Raw genomic sequence first — 18500 nt, 5'->3', positions numbered from 1 at the left:
CGTATTGATGACCAAGCCTTTTTGTATTGTGTGACTTGAGGTTTGACTATGTGAATGATGTTCTTAAGTACTGGTCAACAGTTTGATGATAGCGCTGAGAGAGTACCTTGTATTGCGCATGATGCGTCGGGTTCGGTGTGATAGTGTCGGTATTATCAAATTGCACATACCGCTGGCAAATATCGCTGATTGGTATGGGGTACCCATCGTCATGCTGTTTAGCCCATAATGCTTGGAGCGCTCCTCCTGTTGCCGCTGCTTCTGAACATTGAGGGGTTAGTAATGTTAGGTCCGTTACATCCGCAATGAGCTGTCGCCACACTCTACTGTTTGCTCCGCCTCCAATGACGCATGCTCGGTCAAATTTTACACCTGCTTGTCTGAGCGTATCAATACCCCTTGAAAGGTTATAAGTCACACCTTCAACGGTCGCGCGTAATAAATTTTCTTGTGTTACGTTGTTAGCGGTCATGTTCAAAAGAGCACCAGTAGCACTTGGTACGTTTGGAAGCCGCGCACCATTATAAAATGGGAGTGATACGAGTCCTTCTGATCCTATCGATGAAGCGCCCAGCAATTGATCAAATTCATTGAGACCCTTCCCTATCGTTGAGAGGATTTGGTTATTTGCCGTAGTGACATTCATCGTACTTACCAGTGGTAAATAACCACCGGAGGATGAACAAAACCCATTGATATCAGGGTGGTTTTGGCTCTCAATTTGTTTTTGAGAATGCCCAAAAGCGGTGCCTGATGTACCTAAGCTGATAGTAAGCATCCCGCTATCAACATTGCCTGTACCAATAGCTGCCATCATGTTATCACCTCCACCACTAGACACTATTACATTCGAATTGAAGCCGAATTTATTAGCGAACTCAGGTGTTATTCGTCCAAAAACAGCGTGAGAATCGCATACCTCTGGCAAACGATACCTGTCTGGTAAGTTGAGCAGAGACAATATACGTTGCTCAATGGTTTTGTTGTTGGTGTTGAACCATCCGGTGCCAGATGCGTCACCGACCTCAATGGCATAGCGACCGGTTAAGCGGAAATTCAAGTAGTCATGCGGCAATAGAATTTTGTGAATTTGACTGAATGCGGCGGGATTGTGTCGTTTTATCCAGAGCAATTTGGAAATCGTGAACGCCACTGGCACGTGAATACCAATTTCTTTAGCGATATTGATGTCTTTTGAGGTTTCAAATTCTTTCAATTCATGTTCTGGTCGAGTGTCGCACCAAAGCAATGCGTTACATATAACGTTGTCATGCTGATCAAGTAATACTAGACCATGCTGCTGTCCTGATATTCCAATACCTTTTATCGTATTTCTCAGGTTTTCAAACCCTGTGAAGGCTTGGTTAATTGAAGATTCCATCGCGTCGACCCACCATTCTGGTGATTGCTCTCGCTGTCCGTTGTCGTTTTGTATCAATGGGTGACAAGTGTAAGCACTGCTAAGTACTTTTCCTTCATGCCAAATTACAGCTTTGGTTCCTTGAGTTCCGCAATCGATGCCTAAATACATTTCGAAGTCCTTCTTTTGATTGTTTATTAGACTATTTTTGTGATCAAACAGTGTTATTTGAAACCTATTGTTGGTAATTGAAAGTCATCATACCTAATATAATAAGAAATCGAAAGATAAAGTAAGATTATGAAATCAAGTTAAGGGTAGGACGTTTGAATGCTAAGTATTGCTGTTAAATCAAACAAAAAACTAGAGGTTGCCCACATCACAGAGCCCGAAGTAGAAGAGAACACCGTTATTGTGAAGGTGCACTTCTCCGGGTTATGTGGGTCAGACCTTCCACGAATTTTTTATGATGGAGCTCATTTTTATCCCATTGTTTTAGGGCATGAGTTTTCAGGTGAAGTAATCGAAGTCGGTCAAGGTGTTAAGGGGCTGTGCATTGGAGATCGTATTGCCTGTGCTCCCTTAATTCCTTGTTGTGAATGCCCTCAATGTAAAGTGGGTAATTACAGCCTTTGTCCAAATTACAGTTTTGTTGGGTCTCGAATACAAGGAGGGAATGCACAGTTCGTCAAGGTACCCAGCCAATGTTGTTTTAAATTAAGTGATTCGGTTTCGTCGCAAGAGGGCGCGTTTTTTGAACCTTTGACTGTGAGCCTTCATCCGATTTTGATGTCAGGTGGCTGCGAAGGAAAAAATGTGGTGGTGGTCGGTGTTGGTACGATTGGGCTGCTTGCCGTTCAAGCAGCAAAAGCGTTAGGTGCTGCTAGTGTGACCGCTATTGATATTGATGATTCGAAGTTGGTCAAAGCGAAAGCGATGGGAGCAAATTTTGTTATTAATTCTCAATCGGAAGATGCAGTTGTTCAAATGAAAGCATTTGAATCAGAGTTGGAAAGCGCTCCTCAACTTATTTTAGAAACGGCAGGTAGCCCAATGACCGTTAAGCTCTGTATCAACATGGCAGCGCCCAAAGCTACCGTTGCTTTGATTGGAACCTTGCACCAAGACCTTACGATGACTCATCAAGAGTTTGGACAAATTCTGCGTAAAGAGTTAACGCTGCTAGGTAGTTGGATGAATTACTCAGCACCGTATCCAGGTAAGGAATGGGAACTCGCAAAGGACTTATTCTCATGTGGCCTGATAAATATTGAAGATCTTATTGATGGCTTATATAGCCCTAACAATTTTGTCGAACGAGTCAGCGAACTGGATGGCCAAAGCCCTTCAGGCAAGATTCTGTTGGATTGGAGTCAAAAGTAATGTCGTTAATACATACGAAATTTTTATTGGAACATGCAAAGCTAAACGCGTATGCGGTCCCTGCATTTAATATTCATAATCTTGAGTCGGTACACTGTGTTTTGGATACAGCAAAAGAGATGGAATCCCCAGTCATCTTAGCTGGTACCCCTTCAACATATCAGTACGCAGGAACCCCTGAGTTGGTAGCTCTAGTTCGTGCAGCGGCTCAGGATAGAAATATGCAGGTCGCATTGCACCTCGATCACCACACCAACATTGATGATATTGAGATGAAAGTCCGAGCCGGAATTCGCTCCGCGATGATAGATGGCTCACACGACACATTCACAAACAATATATCTATCACTAAAGCTGTTGTTGAATTATGTCATCGTTTCGGTTGTAGCGTTGAAGCTGAACTTGGACAGCTGGTCGGACAAGAGGATGACTTAGTTGTTGATTCTGTTGATGAACCTTACACCGATCCATTACAAGCAGTCGAATTTGTCAATAAAACCGGTGTGGACTCATTGGCAATCGCAATTGGAACCGCTCATGGTTTATACAAAGAAAAACCAAAACTGGATTTTGAGCGTTTAGAGAAAATAGCTCAAATGGTGACCGTTCCACTTGTGTTACACGGAGCGTCGGGCGTACCAGCGGATGACGTATCCCGCTGTATCTCGATGGGTATTACCAAAGTGAACGTCGCAACAGAATTGAAAATCGCTTATGCCAACACACTAAAAGACGTTTTTGCCAATGACCCAACGGTAAATGATCCAAGGATTTACAATATTGAAGCGAAAAAATCGATGGCACAAGTCATTCGACAAAAAATAGATATATGTCGTAGTTCGGGTCGTCTGTAGAGGATTAATAATATGCTAAAAAAAATCAACCCGATCATAGAACCTGAACTTCTCTATATCTTGGCAAAAATGGGCCACGGTGACGAAGTGATTTTATCGGATATTCATTTTCCAGCTCATTCATTTAATGACTGTGTTCTTCAAGCGAGAGGGTGTGAGGTGTCTGAACTTGCCGAAGCCATCACCCAGCTCATTGAACTCGATCAATATGTCGATGATAAAGCAGTAATGATGCAAACCGTTGGTCGTGATGACTATCCGATAGGTTTGATTGAAGAATACTCGTCGAAACTACCCGTGGGTACTGAGATGCATTTTGTCGAAAGATTTGCATTTTATGAACGAGCAAAACGCGCCAGTTGTGTTGTGGTTACAGGTACCACCCGGAAGTATGGCAACTTGATTTTAAAAAAAGGTGTGACTCCGACCAACTAAGGAATAGTTATGAGTAGTCCAATATTAACAATGAGTGGAATAGATAAAGCATTTACCGGAGTTCAAGCTCTGCAAGATGTTAATTTTCAGCTCCGTGCAGGGGAAGTTCACGCCTTAATGGGTGAAAACGGTGCGGGCAAATCCACTCTCATGAAAGTCCTGATCGGTGTTCATAAAGCTGACCGTGGCTTTATGACTTACCAGGGTAATAATGTTGAGTTTAGTTCTGTGCTCGAAGCACAGAAAGCAGGGATATCTATGATATTCCAAGAGCTTAACCTGATCCCTCATTTATCGGTTGCTGAAAACATTTTTTTCGCTCGTGAGCCTCTAAAACATGGCCTCATCGATTATGTCACGATGAGAAGAGAAGCCGGTAAATTACTGGAAATGTTTGATATCGATGTTCAACCAACGGATATCGTTAATACACTTTCTGTGGCGAAACAACAGATGGTCGAAATTGCTAAATCGTTAAGTTTTGATGTGGAAATTTTGATCATGGATGAACCAACGTCGGCACTGACAGACCGAGAAATTGATGCGTTGTTTAAGCTCGTTGACAAGCTCAAATCTCGCGGTGTGGCCATTGTATATATCTCACATCGAATGGATGAATTAAAACGAATTTGTGACCACATCACTATTTTTCGCGATGGGCAATACGTGTCAAACCACCGCTTTAATGAAATTTCAATGGACGACATTATTGCAAAAATGGTGGGCAGAACGCTTGATAACCATTTCCCTGAAAAGAAAGCAAAAATCTGTGACGATATGATTTTTTCAGCAATGAACGTCACTCGAGATGGGGTATTTAAGCCACTTAACTTTGATTTACGAAAGGGTGAAATATTAGCAATAACTGGACTTGTCGGAGCTAAACGTACGGAGCTTGCGCGTGCACTGTTTGGTGCTGATCGGCTGAGTAATGGCGAACTATTTGTACACGGCGAACGCAAGACCATCAATACGCCTTCAGATGCGATAAAAGCGGGTGTTGCGTACTTATCTGAAGACCGAAAGCTAAACGGGATCGCAGTGTCTATGTCTATTCGTGAAAACACCACGATGGCTTCGATGGATAAGGTCAGTAGCCCACTTGGTGTTATTTCTCACAAATCAGAAGTCAATGCGGCTAATGAATATATCGACAAAATGGAAATAAAAACGCCAACGATTGAACAACTCGTTGGGAATTTATCCGGCGGTAACCAACAAAAAGTCGTGATTGGCAAATGGCTGTTTAGAGACGCTAAAGTCATGATATTTGATGAGCCTACTCGTGGTATCGATGTCGGTGCTAAGTACGCTATTTATGAACTGTTGGACGAACTGGCGAGCCAGGGAGTGGGAGTCATTATGATTTCCTCTGAGCTGCCCGAAGTTCTTGGTATGTCTGATCGAGTCATTGTAATGAAAGAGGGAGAGATGACAGCAATGTTAAATACAGCTGATACCTCTCAGGAGGAAATTATGCAGTACGCAACAGGAGTGAAAAATATGTTCCCTTTATATGAGGAGGCGATCTAATGAGTGATAACCATAAAGCATTATTACAAAAATTGGCTTCGGTAGGGGGGCTCTTAGCGCTACTCATCGCATTTTCTCTTGCAAGTCCACATTTTATGACGATGAACAACATGATGACGGTTGGTTTGCAAACGTCGACCATCACAATCATCGGTATTGGCGTAATGCTGACGATTCTAACGGGTGGTATTGATCTGTCTATTGGTTCTGTGATGGCCTTGTCAGGGGTTACTGCCGGTATTGCTGTCAATGCAGGTTTACCTGTCCCTATTGGAATGTCGGTCGGTGTACTCACAGGGGCTCTATGTGGTTTGTTCAATGGGTTGTGCGTGTCGAAACTTCGCCTTCCCCCATTTATTGCCACGTTAGGCATGATGATGATAGCTCGTGGTGTTGCGCTTTATATCACGAACGCTGCGCCAGTATCTGGCATGCCTGAATCGTTCTCTTATCTTGGTAACGGAGCGCTGTTTCGAGTCGCTGAAATCGGACCTAATGGGTTTCCAATCGTGAAGTTTGCAGGAATCCCTTATCCGGTGATTGTCATGCTACTTGTTGTTGCTGGGTTTTCGTTTTTATTGACGAAGATGCGATTGGGTCGATATCTCTATGCGATAGGGTCGAATGAAGAAGCGGCTCGTCTATCGGGTATCGATACACAAAAAGTGAAAACAGCCGCGTATATGGCGTCGGGAATGCTTGCTGGGCTAGCCGGAGTCATTATCGCAAGTCGACTGGTTACCGCACAACCAAATGGTTCTGTGATGGCCGAGTTAGACGCAATAGCATCAGCCGTTGTGGGCGGTACATCTTTAATGGGCGGTGTTGGCACGGTTACCGGGGCGGTTATCGGGTCATTCATTATCGGTGTATTGCGTAACGGTTTGAACATGAACGGAGTGAGTTACTTTGTTCAACAAATTGTCATTGGTGGCGTAATTATCGCAACCGTTGCATACGACCAATACCGTATGCATAGGACAACAAAAGTCAAAACCCCTACAAAAAAATCCAACAAGGATGCAAATAATATGAAAGTTAATAAATTAGCTACTTTTGCTGCTATCGGAATGGCCCTATCTTTCTCTGCAATGTCGACAGATGTCTCTGCGGCAGAAAAAGAAATTGCAGTAGTCGTTAAAACAGAAAACTCTAACTTTTGGCAAAATGTGAAAGGTGGTTCCGTTGATGCGTCAAATGGATTAGATGGATACAAGATTACCTTCCAAGGACCTGCAGCAGAAACGGCAGTCGATGAGCAAGTAAACATGATTCAAAATGCTTTGAACCGTGGTGTCGCTGGCATGGTCGTTGCTCCAACGGATCCTAACGCACTGGTTCCTGCGCTAAAAATGGCTTGGGAACGTGGTGTCCCAGTTGCTCTAATTGACTCGGGTCTGAATGATGATGATAAGTACCATCAAGCATTCTTGTCTACCGATAATCGTGCGGCAGGTAAATTAGCAGCAGAACAAATGATCAAAGCGTTAGATGGTAAGAAAGGAAAAATAGCCATGATGAGCTTCACTGCAGGCTCTGGGTCAGCGATGGAGCGAGATGGTGGATTTAAAGACGCGATAGAAGCGGAAGGTTATGAAGTTGTTGGTCCTTTTTACTCTAACGCAGACATGGTAACAGCAATGAATCAGACTGTTGATGTTATTGCCTCTACCGAAGACTTGGTGGGTATTTTTGGTTCAAATGAGCCAACGGCGGTTGGTATGGCTCGAGCCATTCAGCAACGTGGCTATGCGGGTAAAATTGTAGCGGTAGCTTTTGATGGTAATGCGGATATCCAGAAATTTATCCGTGATGGTGTATTAAACGGAGCCGTTGTTCAGTCTTCATATGGTATGGGCTTTATGGGCGTCGTCACCGTTGCAGAAATCCTTGCCGGCAATAACACTGAATCGTACATCGATACTGGTGTTGTATACGTCACACAAGAAAACATCGATAGCAAGAAAGCACAAGCGGTCCTTTACTAATGGAGCTCCCCCTCATTTCGGTGAGGGGGCATATGGAGATTTAAAATGTCATTATCAACACTTGAGAATACCGTCGAAATCAACAAAATCCCTACTAAGACATTGAGGACGGGTGCACAAATGCCTGCTATTGGTCTTGGTACATTTGGGTCAGATAGGTTTGGGCCTGAGGAAGTCTCTGAGGCTGTCATGGGGGCAATTAAAGCAGGGTATCGATTCCTTGACTGCGCATCGATATATGGCAATGAGCATCACATAGGTAAAGTTCTTTCTAAGGCAATGGTAGATTTGGATTTGCCTCGTGAAGCCTTCTTCGTCAATTCTAAAGTTTGGAATGACCAGCATGACGATGTGATTGCGTCATGTAAGAAAACACTGAAAGATCTGAACGTTAAGTACTTGGATTTGTACTTGGTTCATTGGCCATTTCCTAACTTTCATCCGATCGGTTGTAATGTCGATTCTCGTAGTCCCGATGCAAAACCGTATATTCATGAAAGCTTTATGAAAACTTGGCGTCAGATGGAACAACTCGTAGACATGGGGCTTGTGAAAGCGATTGGCACATCAAACATGACAGTGCCTAAAATGAAGTTATTGATACGTGATGCCCGCATTCAACCTGCTGTCAATGAGATGGAATGTCATCCATTATTTCAGCAACAAGAAATGTACGACTATCTAAGAGATAATGACATTGTTCCTGTTGGTTTTTGTCCAATTGGTTCCCCAGCTCGCCCTGATCGTGATAAAACAGAGGATGATCTTGTCGATATTGAACACCCTGTGATTGTGGAAGCGGCGAAACGCCTCAATGTTCACCCCGCCATTGTGTGTATCAAATGGGCAGTTCAGCGTGGTCACGTCCCTATTCCTTTCTCTGTTCGAGAAAATGAATTCGTATCTAATTTGAGGTGTGTGACAGAAAATCCGCTTTCAGAACAAGAAATGCTGGCTATTTCGAAAATAGACGCAAATAATCGATTAATTAAAGGTCAAGTGTTTCTTTGGGAAGCTTCGAAAGGCTGGGAAGACTTGTGGGACTTAGATGGAGTGATTGCCAAGTAACCTATCTGATTCATGTCTATTTACCTAATTAAATTGCAGTTTGCTTTAAATCATGTTCAAGTTGACTGCAATTACTTAGAATCGAAATGAAACGAAAGTTATCTGTTTGTCATTGTAAGGTTGGTAAATGAATCCATTAAAGCGAAAAGAAAAAATCCTCGAACTTTTGAAAACAAAAGAACAGGTATCAGTGAAGGAGCTTTCAGCGCTTTTTAATACCTCAGAAGTCACACTTCGTGCTGATCTTAAAATGTTAGAGCAGCAAGGGAAACTCAAGCGCTTTTTTGGTGGAGCTCAGTCGATGAACTCTTTGCCACTCACACAAAGTGACGATGAAGTGCAGTTAGATAGTCGATATGACATCAACAAAGGTTCAAAAAACCGTATCGCAAAGGCCGCCGCTGAACTGGTGTCTAAGGGTGATTCGATCATTATCGATAGCGGCAGTACCACTCACCTTATAGCAGAGCAGCTTGCTCATGAAGGGGGCTATACCATTGTTACCAATAACCTTCCGGCTTCCTCGGCTTTAATGGAGGCTCCAGATACCACCCTGGTTATTGTTGGTGGTACTTATCGCGGAAAAACGAAATCCTTACATGGATATCAAGCTGAACAATGTTTGACTGGCGTACAAGCTGACGTTTTGTTTGTCGGTGCCGATGGCATCGATCCTGAAAAAGGCATTACCACGTTCAACGAAGGTTTTGCGATTACCGATGTCATGGCTAAGTGTGTTCAACGCGTTATTGCCGTTGTCGATTCTTCTAAACTTGGCCGGATTGGGTTTAACAAGGTACTTGATATTTCTCGTATTGACACCTTGGTGATTGATAGTGGAATTTCACCGGAGTTTAAGCGTCAGTTTGAATTGACTGGCGTTGAAGTTCTGATCGTATAGAGTTTATAGCTGTACTCGAGTTACGTGTTTCCCCCATAGCTCGTTACTCGAGTGAGAACTGATCATGAATATTGTCTGGATGCTACCTTTAATCCTATTTGGTTTTATTGTTGGTAATGTAATTCAACGCGTTGCTGTTTTCCCTCATCGACAGCTTAGCCTGTTTTTTACTCGAACGTCTTTATATACGTTGCTTCCGTTTAGTGTGTTGTGTTCTTTGTGGCAATTGCCACGCATCAATCCAGAACTTCTTTCTCTACCATTGATTGGTTTCGCCGTTATTGTGTCTGGTATTGCTGTAGGTTTTATCAGTCAGCGTGTATTTGATTTGAAGCCAAAACAGTTTGGCGCGTTGTTACCGGTGTCCAGTTTTTATAACTTGGGTGCATTAGGTAGTTTAATTGTGTTTATCTTGTATGGCGAGAATGCGGTCGCGTATTTAGCATTATTCAAACTAACGGAAGAGTTGATTTATTTTGGCTGGGTATTTCCGTTTTCTCGCTCGACTAGCGTTTCGTTAGATACAGTCGACACAGGGCAGCGTTCGCGTTTCAAAGACCCAGTATTTTTGTTAGCGCTCGCGGCGGTCTTTCTGGGTTTATTGCTTAATGCGTTTTCAATTCCAAGACCGGACTTTGTCGCAAGCATTATCGCGGTTACGGTGCCGTTGAGTAGTTTATTGATGATTACGGCTGTTGGCATGACATTCTGTTTAAAAGGAGGGCGAGAATGGGTGAGGCTTGCTGTTTTTTCGTCGTTGTTACGGATTGTATTTGCGCTATGTGTGGTGGTGGGCTTACTGTCCGTGATGGGCTTGTGGTCATTTGATTACGGACTGTTAGCAAGTGTCTGTCTACTCTTAGCGTTAATGCCAACAGGATTTATGTCGACATTGCCGTCAGTACTTTACAATTTGGACAATACGTTGGCGAGTACGTGTTGGCTAATGAGCTTCATCATTGCGCTTGTTGTGTTGCCGTTAGCTTTGGTATTTTTATGATTGTGTGAAGCCATTCAAGTCTGTTCTTAATATTAGCCAGCCAGCCAGCCAGCCAGCCAGCCAGCCAGCCAGCCGAAGAGAAAAGTGCTATTTACATGAGTTCATTGCTTTGTATTATTTGAATACACCAATGAACTAGATTGATTGCATTATTTTCGGCTTGTTGGTTTGATGTGTCATTTATAATGAGGTTATGATTCGTAATGAATTTAGAAGAGTGAATTTTCTTTTCAAGTATTCGTTTTCTTCTTCAGAAAAAATCCGCGTTGCACGAGAAGCTCGAGGCATTGCTAACATCATGTACTATGGTTACAAGATGACGAGTAGTGAGAAAGAATATGGACCTGAATTTATTAAAAACCTTCGACGCAGTGATGAAATCGAAGAGTGTTAACGAGGCTGCTGAAGTCTTAAATATTACCGCACCAGCGGTGAGTCATACGCTTAACCGTTTGAGGGATCAATATCAAGATCCACTTTTTATTCGCAAAGGGCGAGGTATCACACCCACTAACTTCGCAATAGAACTTCACTCTGAAATACAAGAACCCTTGAGTTTGCTGGTTAATAGTTCAACGTCTCGTCATGATTTTGAGCCTAGCCAGAGCCAAAGAACATTCCGAATTTCCAGCCATAAAGATATAGACCTAATTTTGGTGCCAGCACTGACTCATTATAAAAAAGAGAACGCGCCACATGTGACTATCCAAGCTGATATTGAACATCTTAATGAGCAAGACCGTCAGGATGATTTAAGACGTAGGCGCGTTGATGTTATCTTGGCAACCATTCCGCTCAGTGAGCATGGTTATCATAATGAATTATTGTTTGAACAGAAACTCGTGGTGGTAGCAAGTAAAACACACCCTCGTATTCAGGACACGTTAACACGTGATGACTTTATGCAAGAAGAGCATGTCACATGGAAGACGCAAAGACTGAATACTAATGCGCTTGATTCCGTAGTGATGGAAGAGTTATTGCCAACTCGAAAAGTTGCTTACTCAACGGGGTCTACTTTAACGGCATTGCAGCTTGTGTCTAGAACAGAATGGCTAGCGGTGACCAGTGAATGGCATGCAAAAGACCTCGCTGATAAGTTTGGGATTAATGTATTTCCTGTTCCTTTTGAGGTAAAAAATGTGCCTGTCTATATGACTTGGCACCAGTCACAAAAAAATGACACGGGCCACGAATGGTTTAGAAAAGCGATTAAAGAAGCGCTAGTTGGTGTCGTGTAGCAGGTAGATGTGAAGTCTAGGTTGAAAGTTTGACGACAACGTTGAATGTGTGAATGATGAGCCAAGCAAAAAAAGGAGAACAGCGATGTTCTCCTTTTTGGTATTTATCCTTCGAACAACCAGTTTTGCCAACTTTGCATTCTTAGAATCACTTTTCGAACCACACTAAACATCTCCCATTTTGGTGAGTACACCGCAACGTGGGCATCGGTGCCTGAAGGAATTGGCATGCCATTCAAAAGCTCTGGGTTATCAAGCACTATTTTTACTGGGATGCGTCCACCTGCTGGTATCTTCTCTGCGTAAGTCATTGTGCCTGATGGGGCAATAGCACCTTGTGCAAATATATCATTGACTTGTACGACATGCGCTTTGTAGGCGTGTCCTGGAATTGTGTTAAATGTGACCTCAGCAGGATAACCTACTTTAACGTAGCGAGCGGGCGCTTGTTTAAATGCCGCAAATAGCTGCTTGTCTTCTTTGTGCACAAAGGTCAAATTACCTTGAAATGGTATAACTCTGCTTTTCATCCCAGGTCGCAATGCAACTTGAGTGACATAGCCATCTGTTGGGGCAGTAACCGTTGTTTTGCTTAAGTTGAATTGTGCCAATTCAAGTTGAGCTTGATACTTGTTTTTATTAGCTTGTTGTTCCAGAAGTTCCGTCTCGATGTTGTCAATATTCTCTTGCGAAGAAAACCCTTTACGCCCAAGTTTTTGGTATCGAACTAGCTCTGTTTCATAAAACTCGATGGCGGATTGTGTTCTTTTTACGTCACTTTCAGAGCGTGCAACTTTGTCCTTGAACGGTGTTGGGTCAATTTGGTAAAGCGGGTCTCCAGCTTTTACCGATTGATTCCCTTTCACAAAGACTTTCGTCACTAGGCCTTCGACTTGCGAGGTAATGGGGGTGGTTACACTGTACACTCGTGCCATTCTTGACACAGGTTGATACATCGCCATATAGAGAAAGATCCACCCAACGATAAACATACCAATCACGGAAGCCGTTGTAATTGTCCATTTGTTTTGAGGAACGCGGAATACTCGGAATATGATCACGCAAAGGGCGGCATAACTTAGGATGATGAGCGTTTCCATTATTTCTCCCCGCCTGATTTTTCAAGCTCGTTGATTCGAATGAGTAGGTCTTCATAATTTTGTTTTGAAACGGAGGACTTCTCCCCTAACCATTGCTGGTTATTGCCGTCGTACATGGTGGCCCAGATCCAAAGTAGTGGCCAAAGAACATGTAAGAAGAACAAGCTGATCCATCCGGCCACATGTATGGCATCGGCGTGAGGATGTTGGCGTTTTTTTGCTATCTCGTAAGGAATATCATGCACGACTATCAGTCCGTAAACCAAAATTAATAACACCAAAAATAAGATGGCAAGGGAGCCGTAATCTAAGACTAAATTCATAATATTACTTCCTAGTTCAGGACGTTATAGCCGCGACCGGTCATGCATTGCTTCATAACCTGATCGACATCTTGTGAATATTGCGCTTCGCTATGGCTCACATCTGCTCGGTGATGTAGAAACCCTCCTACCACTCCAACACCAGCGCCTACTTTCGCTCCTTGTGACCCATGGCCGCCAGCAATTGCCGTACCCGCTGCGCCTAGAGCGGCAGTGCGTGCTGCGCCGCCTACGACGGATTGTCCTACTCCTGCTACAGCTTGTTGCTGAACCTGACTGGAGAGCTGTTGGCATTCATACATATCAGCGTTGTATTTTTCCATATCGACGCCTTTAGTATCGACGATGACATTGGCAAAACTTGCACTCGTATATAACACAGTGAAGAGCGCAGCGATTAAAGGTGTTGTTTTCATGGTAGACCTCAGAAAAAGAGTAGTGAACGTTCCTTGAGTAACTTGATTCCGTTTCGATGAGGGAATATTAAGTGTTGGCACGATTTAGGACTATTGATTGATGTTGAAAAGAGGTTTTAGTTTTATTGCATAGTCCATTAAATGGCGTGACTCACTGGTCAATATGGATGTTTTGGACGGGGTATGTGGTCATAGGAAAAGTTGAAATTTCTTTTTTTTCATGTGTATACATCGCTACATTGAAAATAAGCGCTGGGCACTCTATGTTAATAGGTAGCAACATCAGCGGTTTTATGGCGGTCATTTAAGCAGGGCTGATTATGGTTTAATTGATATTGGGGTGTGTTTTTGGTTTATAAAAAGTCTCGAGTGGTTCGTTGGTTTGTTGTGGCTTCTCTTAGTTTTGTTGCCGTCTTCCTCATCCTTTCTGATATCCACGCGCCCTACACGACAAGTGCGCAAGTGCAAGGTGAAATCGTTAATGTTGCCCCACGCGTATCTGGGCCAATCGAAACGGTGTCTGTGACTAATGGTATGTTTGTTGAGGTCGGCAGTCCTTTATTTACGATAAATTCACAGGGTTATCAGGCTGATTTCGAGACTGCAACTATGTCCGTTCTTAATGCGGAGCAGGCATTATCCTCACTGCAATTCCAGTTGAAAGCGCAACAAGAGAATGTGATTTCAAATGAAGCGCAACTCGCTCGTGCTCGTTCGCACTATGAACGGTATAAGCAATTATTTGCTCGCAAGGAAATTGGGCAAGATGATTTCGAAAGTACATTAGAAGCGTTTGAGGTTGCCAAGCAAAATTATGTTATTGCACTCACACAAGTTGAAGAAACCCAAGCCAAACTGGGAGAGGATGGCATTTATGCGCCGCTTCAAGTGGCCATTGCCCAGCAAAAACGTGCCAAATTGAACTTAGATTGGACACAGGTTTATACTGACCATTCTGGCGTTGTCACCAATCTGCAGTTACAAAAAGGTGAGTTTGCGTCTGCAGGTCAAACTAAGTTAGTGGTTGTCTCTAAAAAAGGTCATTGGCTGGTGGCAAACTTCAATGAAAAAGGGCTAGGGCGCTTGCAAGACGAAACGGTTTCAGTTGTCTTTGATGCGATACCGGGCAAGGTATTTAAAGGACAGGTTGCGAGTATAGATGCGGCGGTTGCGCTCAATAATGTCACAGAAGGTGAGCTCGCTGACACGAGTAAAAGTAGTCGCTGGATAAGAAAAACCCAAAATATTCAAGTTAGAATTAGCCTCAATGAGTGGCCAGAACAATTGGTAGCGGGTTCGCTAGCGACGGTGATGGTGTACCGAGAAGATAGCCTTTTTTGGCAATATTTTTCAAATATTACCATGTATTCGACAGCTTTATTTAGGTATGTCTATTGAACCCTCTGTTGTTAGAAAAGGATAAAGTATGGCTGCGTCGCACTGGGTTTATCACGCTGTCAATACTCATCGCATTTATACTCGATGTGCCAAGTCCGGTGTTCTTTGTACTCTTGGCACCAACTCTCATTATGGCGCCAACGTTTAACTTAGCGCCTATTACTAAAAGTATAACGAGGCAATTTAAGTTTCTTATTACGGGTGTCATTGTTGGCGAAATATTCTACCAACATCAATTGACGTTGATTATCTTGTCCTCCTTTTTTTTCTATCTCATCACGCTCAAAGCAACACATGAACACAAACTGCCACAATACGCCTCTCCTATTTTTTATTATTTCATGGCGATCGTGAATACCACGTATGATATTCCAGGTGAAAATTCAGTCCGAGGGTTAGTGACCGCTACTGTGATTATGCTGCCTATCGCTTGGCTATTTTATCAATGGATTCCCAGCCATGCCTCCTCTACGTTGCCTCAAGAAAGCACAGTGAAACCCATCAAAATTACGACATCAAAGGCGAGTGTCTTTACGTTGGTATTAACTTTAGTCTTGGGCTTTTATCTTTATTTCGAAGTGAACACCGCTATTTTTTGTGCTGTTGTGGTTATTGGGGCGATGGCTTCCTTGAGCTTAGAGCAGATGCATCAGAGTCTGCGTACCATTCTACCCATTCAAATAACGGGTTGCCTATTAGGCCTGGCGGTAAACGTCTTGGCTTCTGGCCCTGATCTGTGGTTGCTTTCTTGGGGAGCGTTACTTTTTGTACTTATTGGTTGGCTGATTCATGAAATGATGAGTGAGGAAGCGCGCGATCATGAAATTCCAAATTTTGAAATATCACTGCTTATGGCCACACTTATCCCGATTAGTTTATATAGCCATGCGGATAGCATAAACGCTGACCAGTTTGCTCATCGAGCACTTGATATGGCGGTGACCTTTGTGTTGCTCTGGTTCGTTATCTTGGCCATCACTCAGTTTGTTAACTGGAAAAATAAGCGAGTTAAATCACCATCGTAATAATTAATTGTACCTCGCTTATTATCAGTAAACGATAATTTTTATAGAGCTTACGATGTTTAAGTGTCTGTATTTATAAGTAATATTGTTAACTGAATTATATTCAGTTAACATCTGAAAGTAGCGCCATCGTTTGTCTTAGGCGACCTCGCTAATATTCACCTCGTCAGCTTAATCAAGCAATCAATTAAACGAGGTTCACATGAAACAATCCACAAAAACACTGTTTACTCTTCTTCCTTTGACTATGGTCGTCGCTCAAACTATCAGTGCAGCACCGCTAGATAGCTACGATTTTTCATCGAACTCTAAAGAAGCGTCTTCCTATACGGCTAGTGCTAATCAAGAGGTGTATAAGCAGCTTGATTTTGACAATAAAAAAGCCTTTGAAGAAGTGGACCGTGGTTTTATTGCACCGCTTGAAAATGGTGGGCTAATCAAAGGCATTGCCGATGTCCCAGCTATGCAATTTGTCCAAGGTAAAGAGGCGCCTGATACAGTAAATCCAAGCCTTTGGCGTCATTCTCAGCTTGTCAACCGTGGTGGTTTGTATGAGGTGTTGCCCAACAAAATTTATCAAGTCCGTGGTAATGATGTGTCGAACTTAACCGTCATAGAAACAGACAACGGCATCATTCTTTATGATATTGAGTATTCACCTGAAACGATGAAAGCGGCGTATGAGCTCTACGCTAAACACAGAGGGAATAGACCTTTAAAAGCGATTATCATTTCGCATTCACACACAGACCATTATGGCGGTATTGAAGGTGTCATTAAATCAGGGCTAGCAACAGAAGAAGACATCGCTAGCGGCAAGATTCCCGTTTATGTTCCACAAGGCTTTGTCGAGCATGCGGTAGGCGAAAACGTTCTATTTGGCAACATCATGAGCCGTCGAGCTGTCTATCAATATGGTTTCTTGCTACCAAAAAATGAGAAGGGCGTTACGACTGCTGCATTAGGTCCATTGGTGGCAGCGGGGGCAAACGGGTTACCAACCACCGTTCATGAGATCACACAACAAAAAGAGTCGGTGACTATCGATGGTTTACAGTTTGATTTCCGTCTTGTTCCTGAATCAGAAGCGCCATCAGAAATGGTCTTTGAAATTCCAAAATGGGGCGCCGTGTCAATGGCTGAGGATGTCAATCATCTACAGCACAATATCTACACGATGCGCGGTGCAAAAACGCGTGACGCAGGAAAGTGGGCGAAGTACATCAACAATGCGATTGTGGAGTGGCATGACAGTGCCAAAGTGCTATTTGGTCCTCATACATGGCCAACATGGGGCAATGAAGATGTGATCAATTACATGAAAGGTCAGCGTGACTTGTACAAAGCCATTAACGATCAAACGACACGCTTAGCAAACTACGGTTATCGTCCTCGTGATATAGCGAAAAATATTGAGATTGCAGATCCAATCATGAAGCAATGGAACAACCGCGACTACTACGGCAACTTTGAAAACAATGTGATTGCGACGTACGTGAATAATCTAGGGTGGTTCGATGGAAACCCCGTCGAGATTGCGCGTCATACTGATGCGGATACGGGTAAACGTTACGTAGAAAGTTTCGGTGGCGAGAGTATCGTTATTGAAAAAGCGTTAGATTATTATCAACAAGGTGATTATGCGTTTACGGTTCAGCTCCTTAATAATATTGAGGCATATAACAAAGATAATACTCAAGCGAATTATTTAATGGCAGATGCGTTTGAACAGCTAGGCTTCCAAGAAGAAACGGCTCTTAATCGGAACTGGTATCTAATGGCAGCAAAAGAGCTACGTAGTAACGACTTGCTACCACAGGTTGTAAACTCAGCAGGCCCTGATGTGATTAAAGCGATACCGTCCGATCTCATGATGGATGTGTTTGCCACACGCATCGTTCCGCAAAAGTCGCTAGATGCTGGTCGTATTGCCTTTGATTTTGAACTCAATGGACAGTCATTTGGTGTTGAGGTTGAAAATGGTGTGATGAATTCGACGCTGAACTTTCATCCAGAAGATTCAGCGGCGACAGTGAAAGCCGACAATATGACACTGTTTGGTATTATTGGACACAAAGTGACGGTTAAAGACGCCTTAGCAAGCGGCGCGTTGAAAGTCACGGGCGATCAGAGTGTGCTAGGTAAGTTTATGGGCGTGCTCGATAGCAATATCCCTGCGAGTTTCAACTTGATTCAACCGCGCATGAATAAATAAGTAACCTAGAAATTAAGAGAAGAAAGCCCACTGTATGCATACAGTGGGCTTTTGTTTATCTATGTAGTTGCAGTTGTCGTTTTTGTTCAATCTATTCTCCGTACGGAGCGTTAATATATTCGTTATTAAGACGCCAGAGCAGGGTGAAGCGAATCTATGCTCGGCAAATAAAAACGACAAACCAATTTAGTGGACATCATCATGTTAGACATAAAAAAAATCGCCTCTGTAGCGGTATTGAAGGAATTAAAAGCAGAATA

General features: G+C 43.1%; 16 protein-coding genes. 12 read left to right on the top strand and 4 right to left on the bottom strand.

What is annotated here, in order from left to right:
* Positions 1 to 46 precede the first annotated feature (46 nt).
* Positions 47 to 1531, bottom strand: coding sequence for a xylulokinase (gene xylB / locus ACE1OE_RS21495; protein ID WP_449212231.1), 1485 nt, complete (start codon positions 1529 to 1531; stop codon positions 47 to 49).
* 159 nt (positions 1532 to 1690) lie between these two features.
* Between xylB and ACE1OE_RS21490 the strand changes: the two genes are divergently transcribed.
* The 9 genes from ACE1OE_RS21490 to ACE1OE_RS21450 all read left to right on the top strand — a co-directional run bounded on the left by ACE1OE_RS21490 (position 1691) and on the right by ACE1OE_RS21450 (position 11763).
* Positions 1691 to 2743: an alcohol dehydrogenase catalytic domain-containing protein gene (locus tag ACE1OE_RS21490; RefSeq protein ID WP_449212230.1), complete on the top strand. Its 1053-nt coding sequence runs from the start codon at positions 1691 to 1693 to the stop codon at positions 2741 to 2743.
* Positions 2743 to 3597 (top strand): tagatose-bisphosphate aldolase subunit GatY, encoded by an 855-nt coding sequence (gatY, locus tag ACE1OE_RS21485; protein ID WP_449212229.1) that lies wholly within the window; start codon positions 2743 to 2745, stop codon positions 3595 to 3597. Before ACE1OE_RS21490 ends, gatY begins: the two co-directional genes overlap by 1 nt.
* Before the next feature lie 12 nt (positions 3598 to 3609).
* The gene (gene fucU, locus ACE1OE_RS21480; protein ID WP_449212228.1) at positions 3610 to 4032 is read left to right on the top strand and encodes an L-fucose mutarotase; all 423 of its coding nucleotides are present in this window, start codon (positions 3610 to 3612) and stop codon (positions 4030 to 4032) included.
* 9 nt (positions 4033 to 4041) lie between these two features.
* Positions 4042 to 5565, top strand: coding sequence for a sugar ABC transporter ATP-binding protein (locus ACE1OE_RS21475; RefSeq protein ID WP_449212227.1), 1524 nt, complete (start codon positions 4042 to 4044; stop codon positions 5563 to 5565).
* Positions 5565 to 7553 carry an ABC transporter permease subunit gene (locus tag ACE1OE_RS21470; protein ID WP_449212226.1) on the top strand — a complete coding sequence of 663 codons (1989 nt, stop codon included), beginning with the start codon at positions 5565 to 5567 and terminating at the stop codon, positions 7551 to 7553. The genes ACE1OE_RS21475 and ACE1OE_RS21470 overlap by 1 nt, the downstream gene beginning before the upstream one ends.
* Positions 7554 to 7598: 45 nt before the next feature.
* Positions 7599 to 8621, top strand: a complete 1023-nt coding sequence (locus ACE1OE_RS21465) for an aldo/keto reductase (RefSeq protein ID WP_449212225.1) — start codon at positions 7599 to 7601, stop codon at positions 8619 to 8621.
* A 127-nt stretch (positions 8622 to 8748) separates the two neighbouring features.
* A complete protein-coding gene (locus tag ACE1OE_RS21460) occupies positions 8749 to 9522 on the top strand; it encodes a DeoR/GlpR family DNA-binding transcription regulator (RefSeq protein ID WP_449212224.1) in 774 nt (257 codons plus the stop codon).
* A gap of 64 nt (positions 9523 to 9586) precedes the next feature.
* On the top strand, positions 9587 to 10522 hold the full coding sequence (locus ACE1OE_RS21455) for an AEC family transporter (RefSeq protein ID WP_449212223.1): 936 nt from the start codon (positions 9587 to 9589) through the stop codon (positions 10520 to 10522).
* Positions 10523 to 10860: 338 nt separating this feature from the next.
* Positions 10861 to 11763 carry a LysR family transcriptional regulator gene (locus ACE1OE_RS21450; protein ID WP_102470343.1) on the top strand — a complete coding sequence of 301 codons (903 nt, stop codon included), beginning with the start codon at positions 10861 to 10863 and terminating at the stop codon, positions 11761 to 11763.
* Between the two features lie 104 nt (positions 11764 to 11867).
* Here ACE1OE_RS21450 and ACE1OE_RS21445 read toward each other — a convergent pair whose 3' ends face one another.
* The 3 genes from ACE1OE_RS21445 to ACE1OE_RS21435 are packed head-to-tail and all read right to left on the bottom strand — an operon-like array spanning position 11868 to position 13602.
* Positions 11868 to 12863 (bottom strand): HlyD family secretion protein, encoded by a 996-nt coding sequence (locus ACE1OE_RS21445; protein ID WP_102470342.1) that lies wholly within the window; start codon positions 12861 to 12863, stop codon positions 11868 to 11870.
* Positions 12863 to 13186 (bottom strand): DUF3302 domain-containing protein, encoded by a 324-nt coding sequence (locus tag ACE1OE_RS21440; RefSeq protein WP_102470341.1) that lies wholly within the window; start codon positions 13184 to 13186, stop codon positions 12863 to 12865. The genes ACE1OE_RS21445 and ACE1OE_RS21440 overlap by 1 nt, the downstream gene beginning before the upstream one ends.
* Positions 13187 to 13197: 11 nt before the next feature.
* On the bottom strand, positions 13198 to 13602 hold the full coding sequence (locus ACE1OE_RS21435) for a glycine zipper family protein (protein ID WP_372061706.1): 405 nt from the start codon (positions 13600 to 13602) through the stop codon (positions 13198 to 13200).
* Positions 13603 to 13950: 348 nt separating this feature from the next.
* Between ACE1OE_RS21435 and ACE1OE_RS21430 the strand changes: the two genes are divergently transcribed.
* The 3 genes from ACE1OE_RS21430 to ACE1OE_RS21420 all read left to right on the top strand — a co-directional run bounded on the left by ACE1OE_RS21430 (position 13951) and on the right by ACE1OE_RS21420 (position 18240).
* Complete coding sequence (locus tag ACE1OE_RS21430) at positions 13951 to 15000, top strand: HlyD family secretion protein (RefSeq protein WP_449212222.1); 1050 nt, start codon at positions 13951 to 13953, stop codon at positions 14998 to 15000.
* Positions 14997 to 16025 carry a hypothetical protein gene (locus ACE1OE_RS21425; protein ID WP_449212221.1) on the top strand — a complete coding sequence of 343 codons (1029 nt, stop codon included), beginning with the start codon at positions 14997 to 14999 and terminating at the stop codon, positions 16023 to 16025. The genes ACE1OE_RS21430 and ACE1OE_RS21425 overlap by 4 nt, the downstream gene beginning before the upstream one ends.
* A 202-nt stretch (positions 16026 to 16227) precedes the next feature.
* Complete coding sequence (locus tag ACE1OE_RS21420) at positions 16228 to 18240, top strand: alkyl/aryl-sulfatase (RefSeq protein ID WP_372061703.1); 2013 nt, start codon at positions 16228 to 16230, stop codon at positions 18238 to 18240.
* Positions 18241 to 18500: the final 260 nt, after the last annotated feature.

Source organism: Vibrio sp. E150_011 (assembly GCF_053544015.1).
This window is presented reverse-complemented; position numbering and strand designations above follow the sequence as displayed.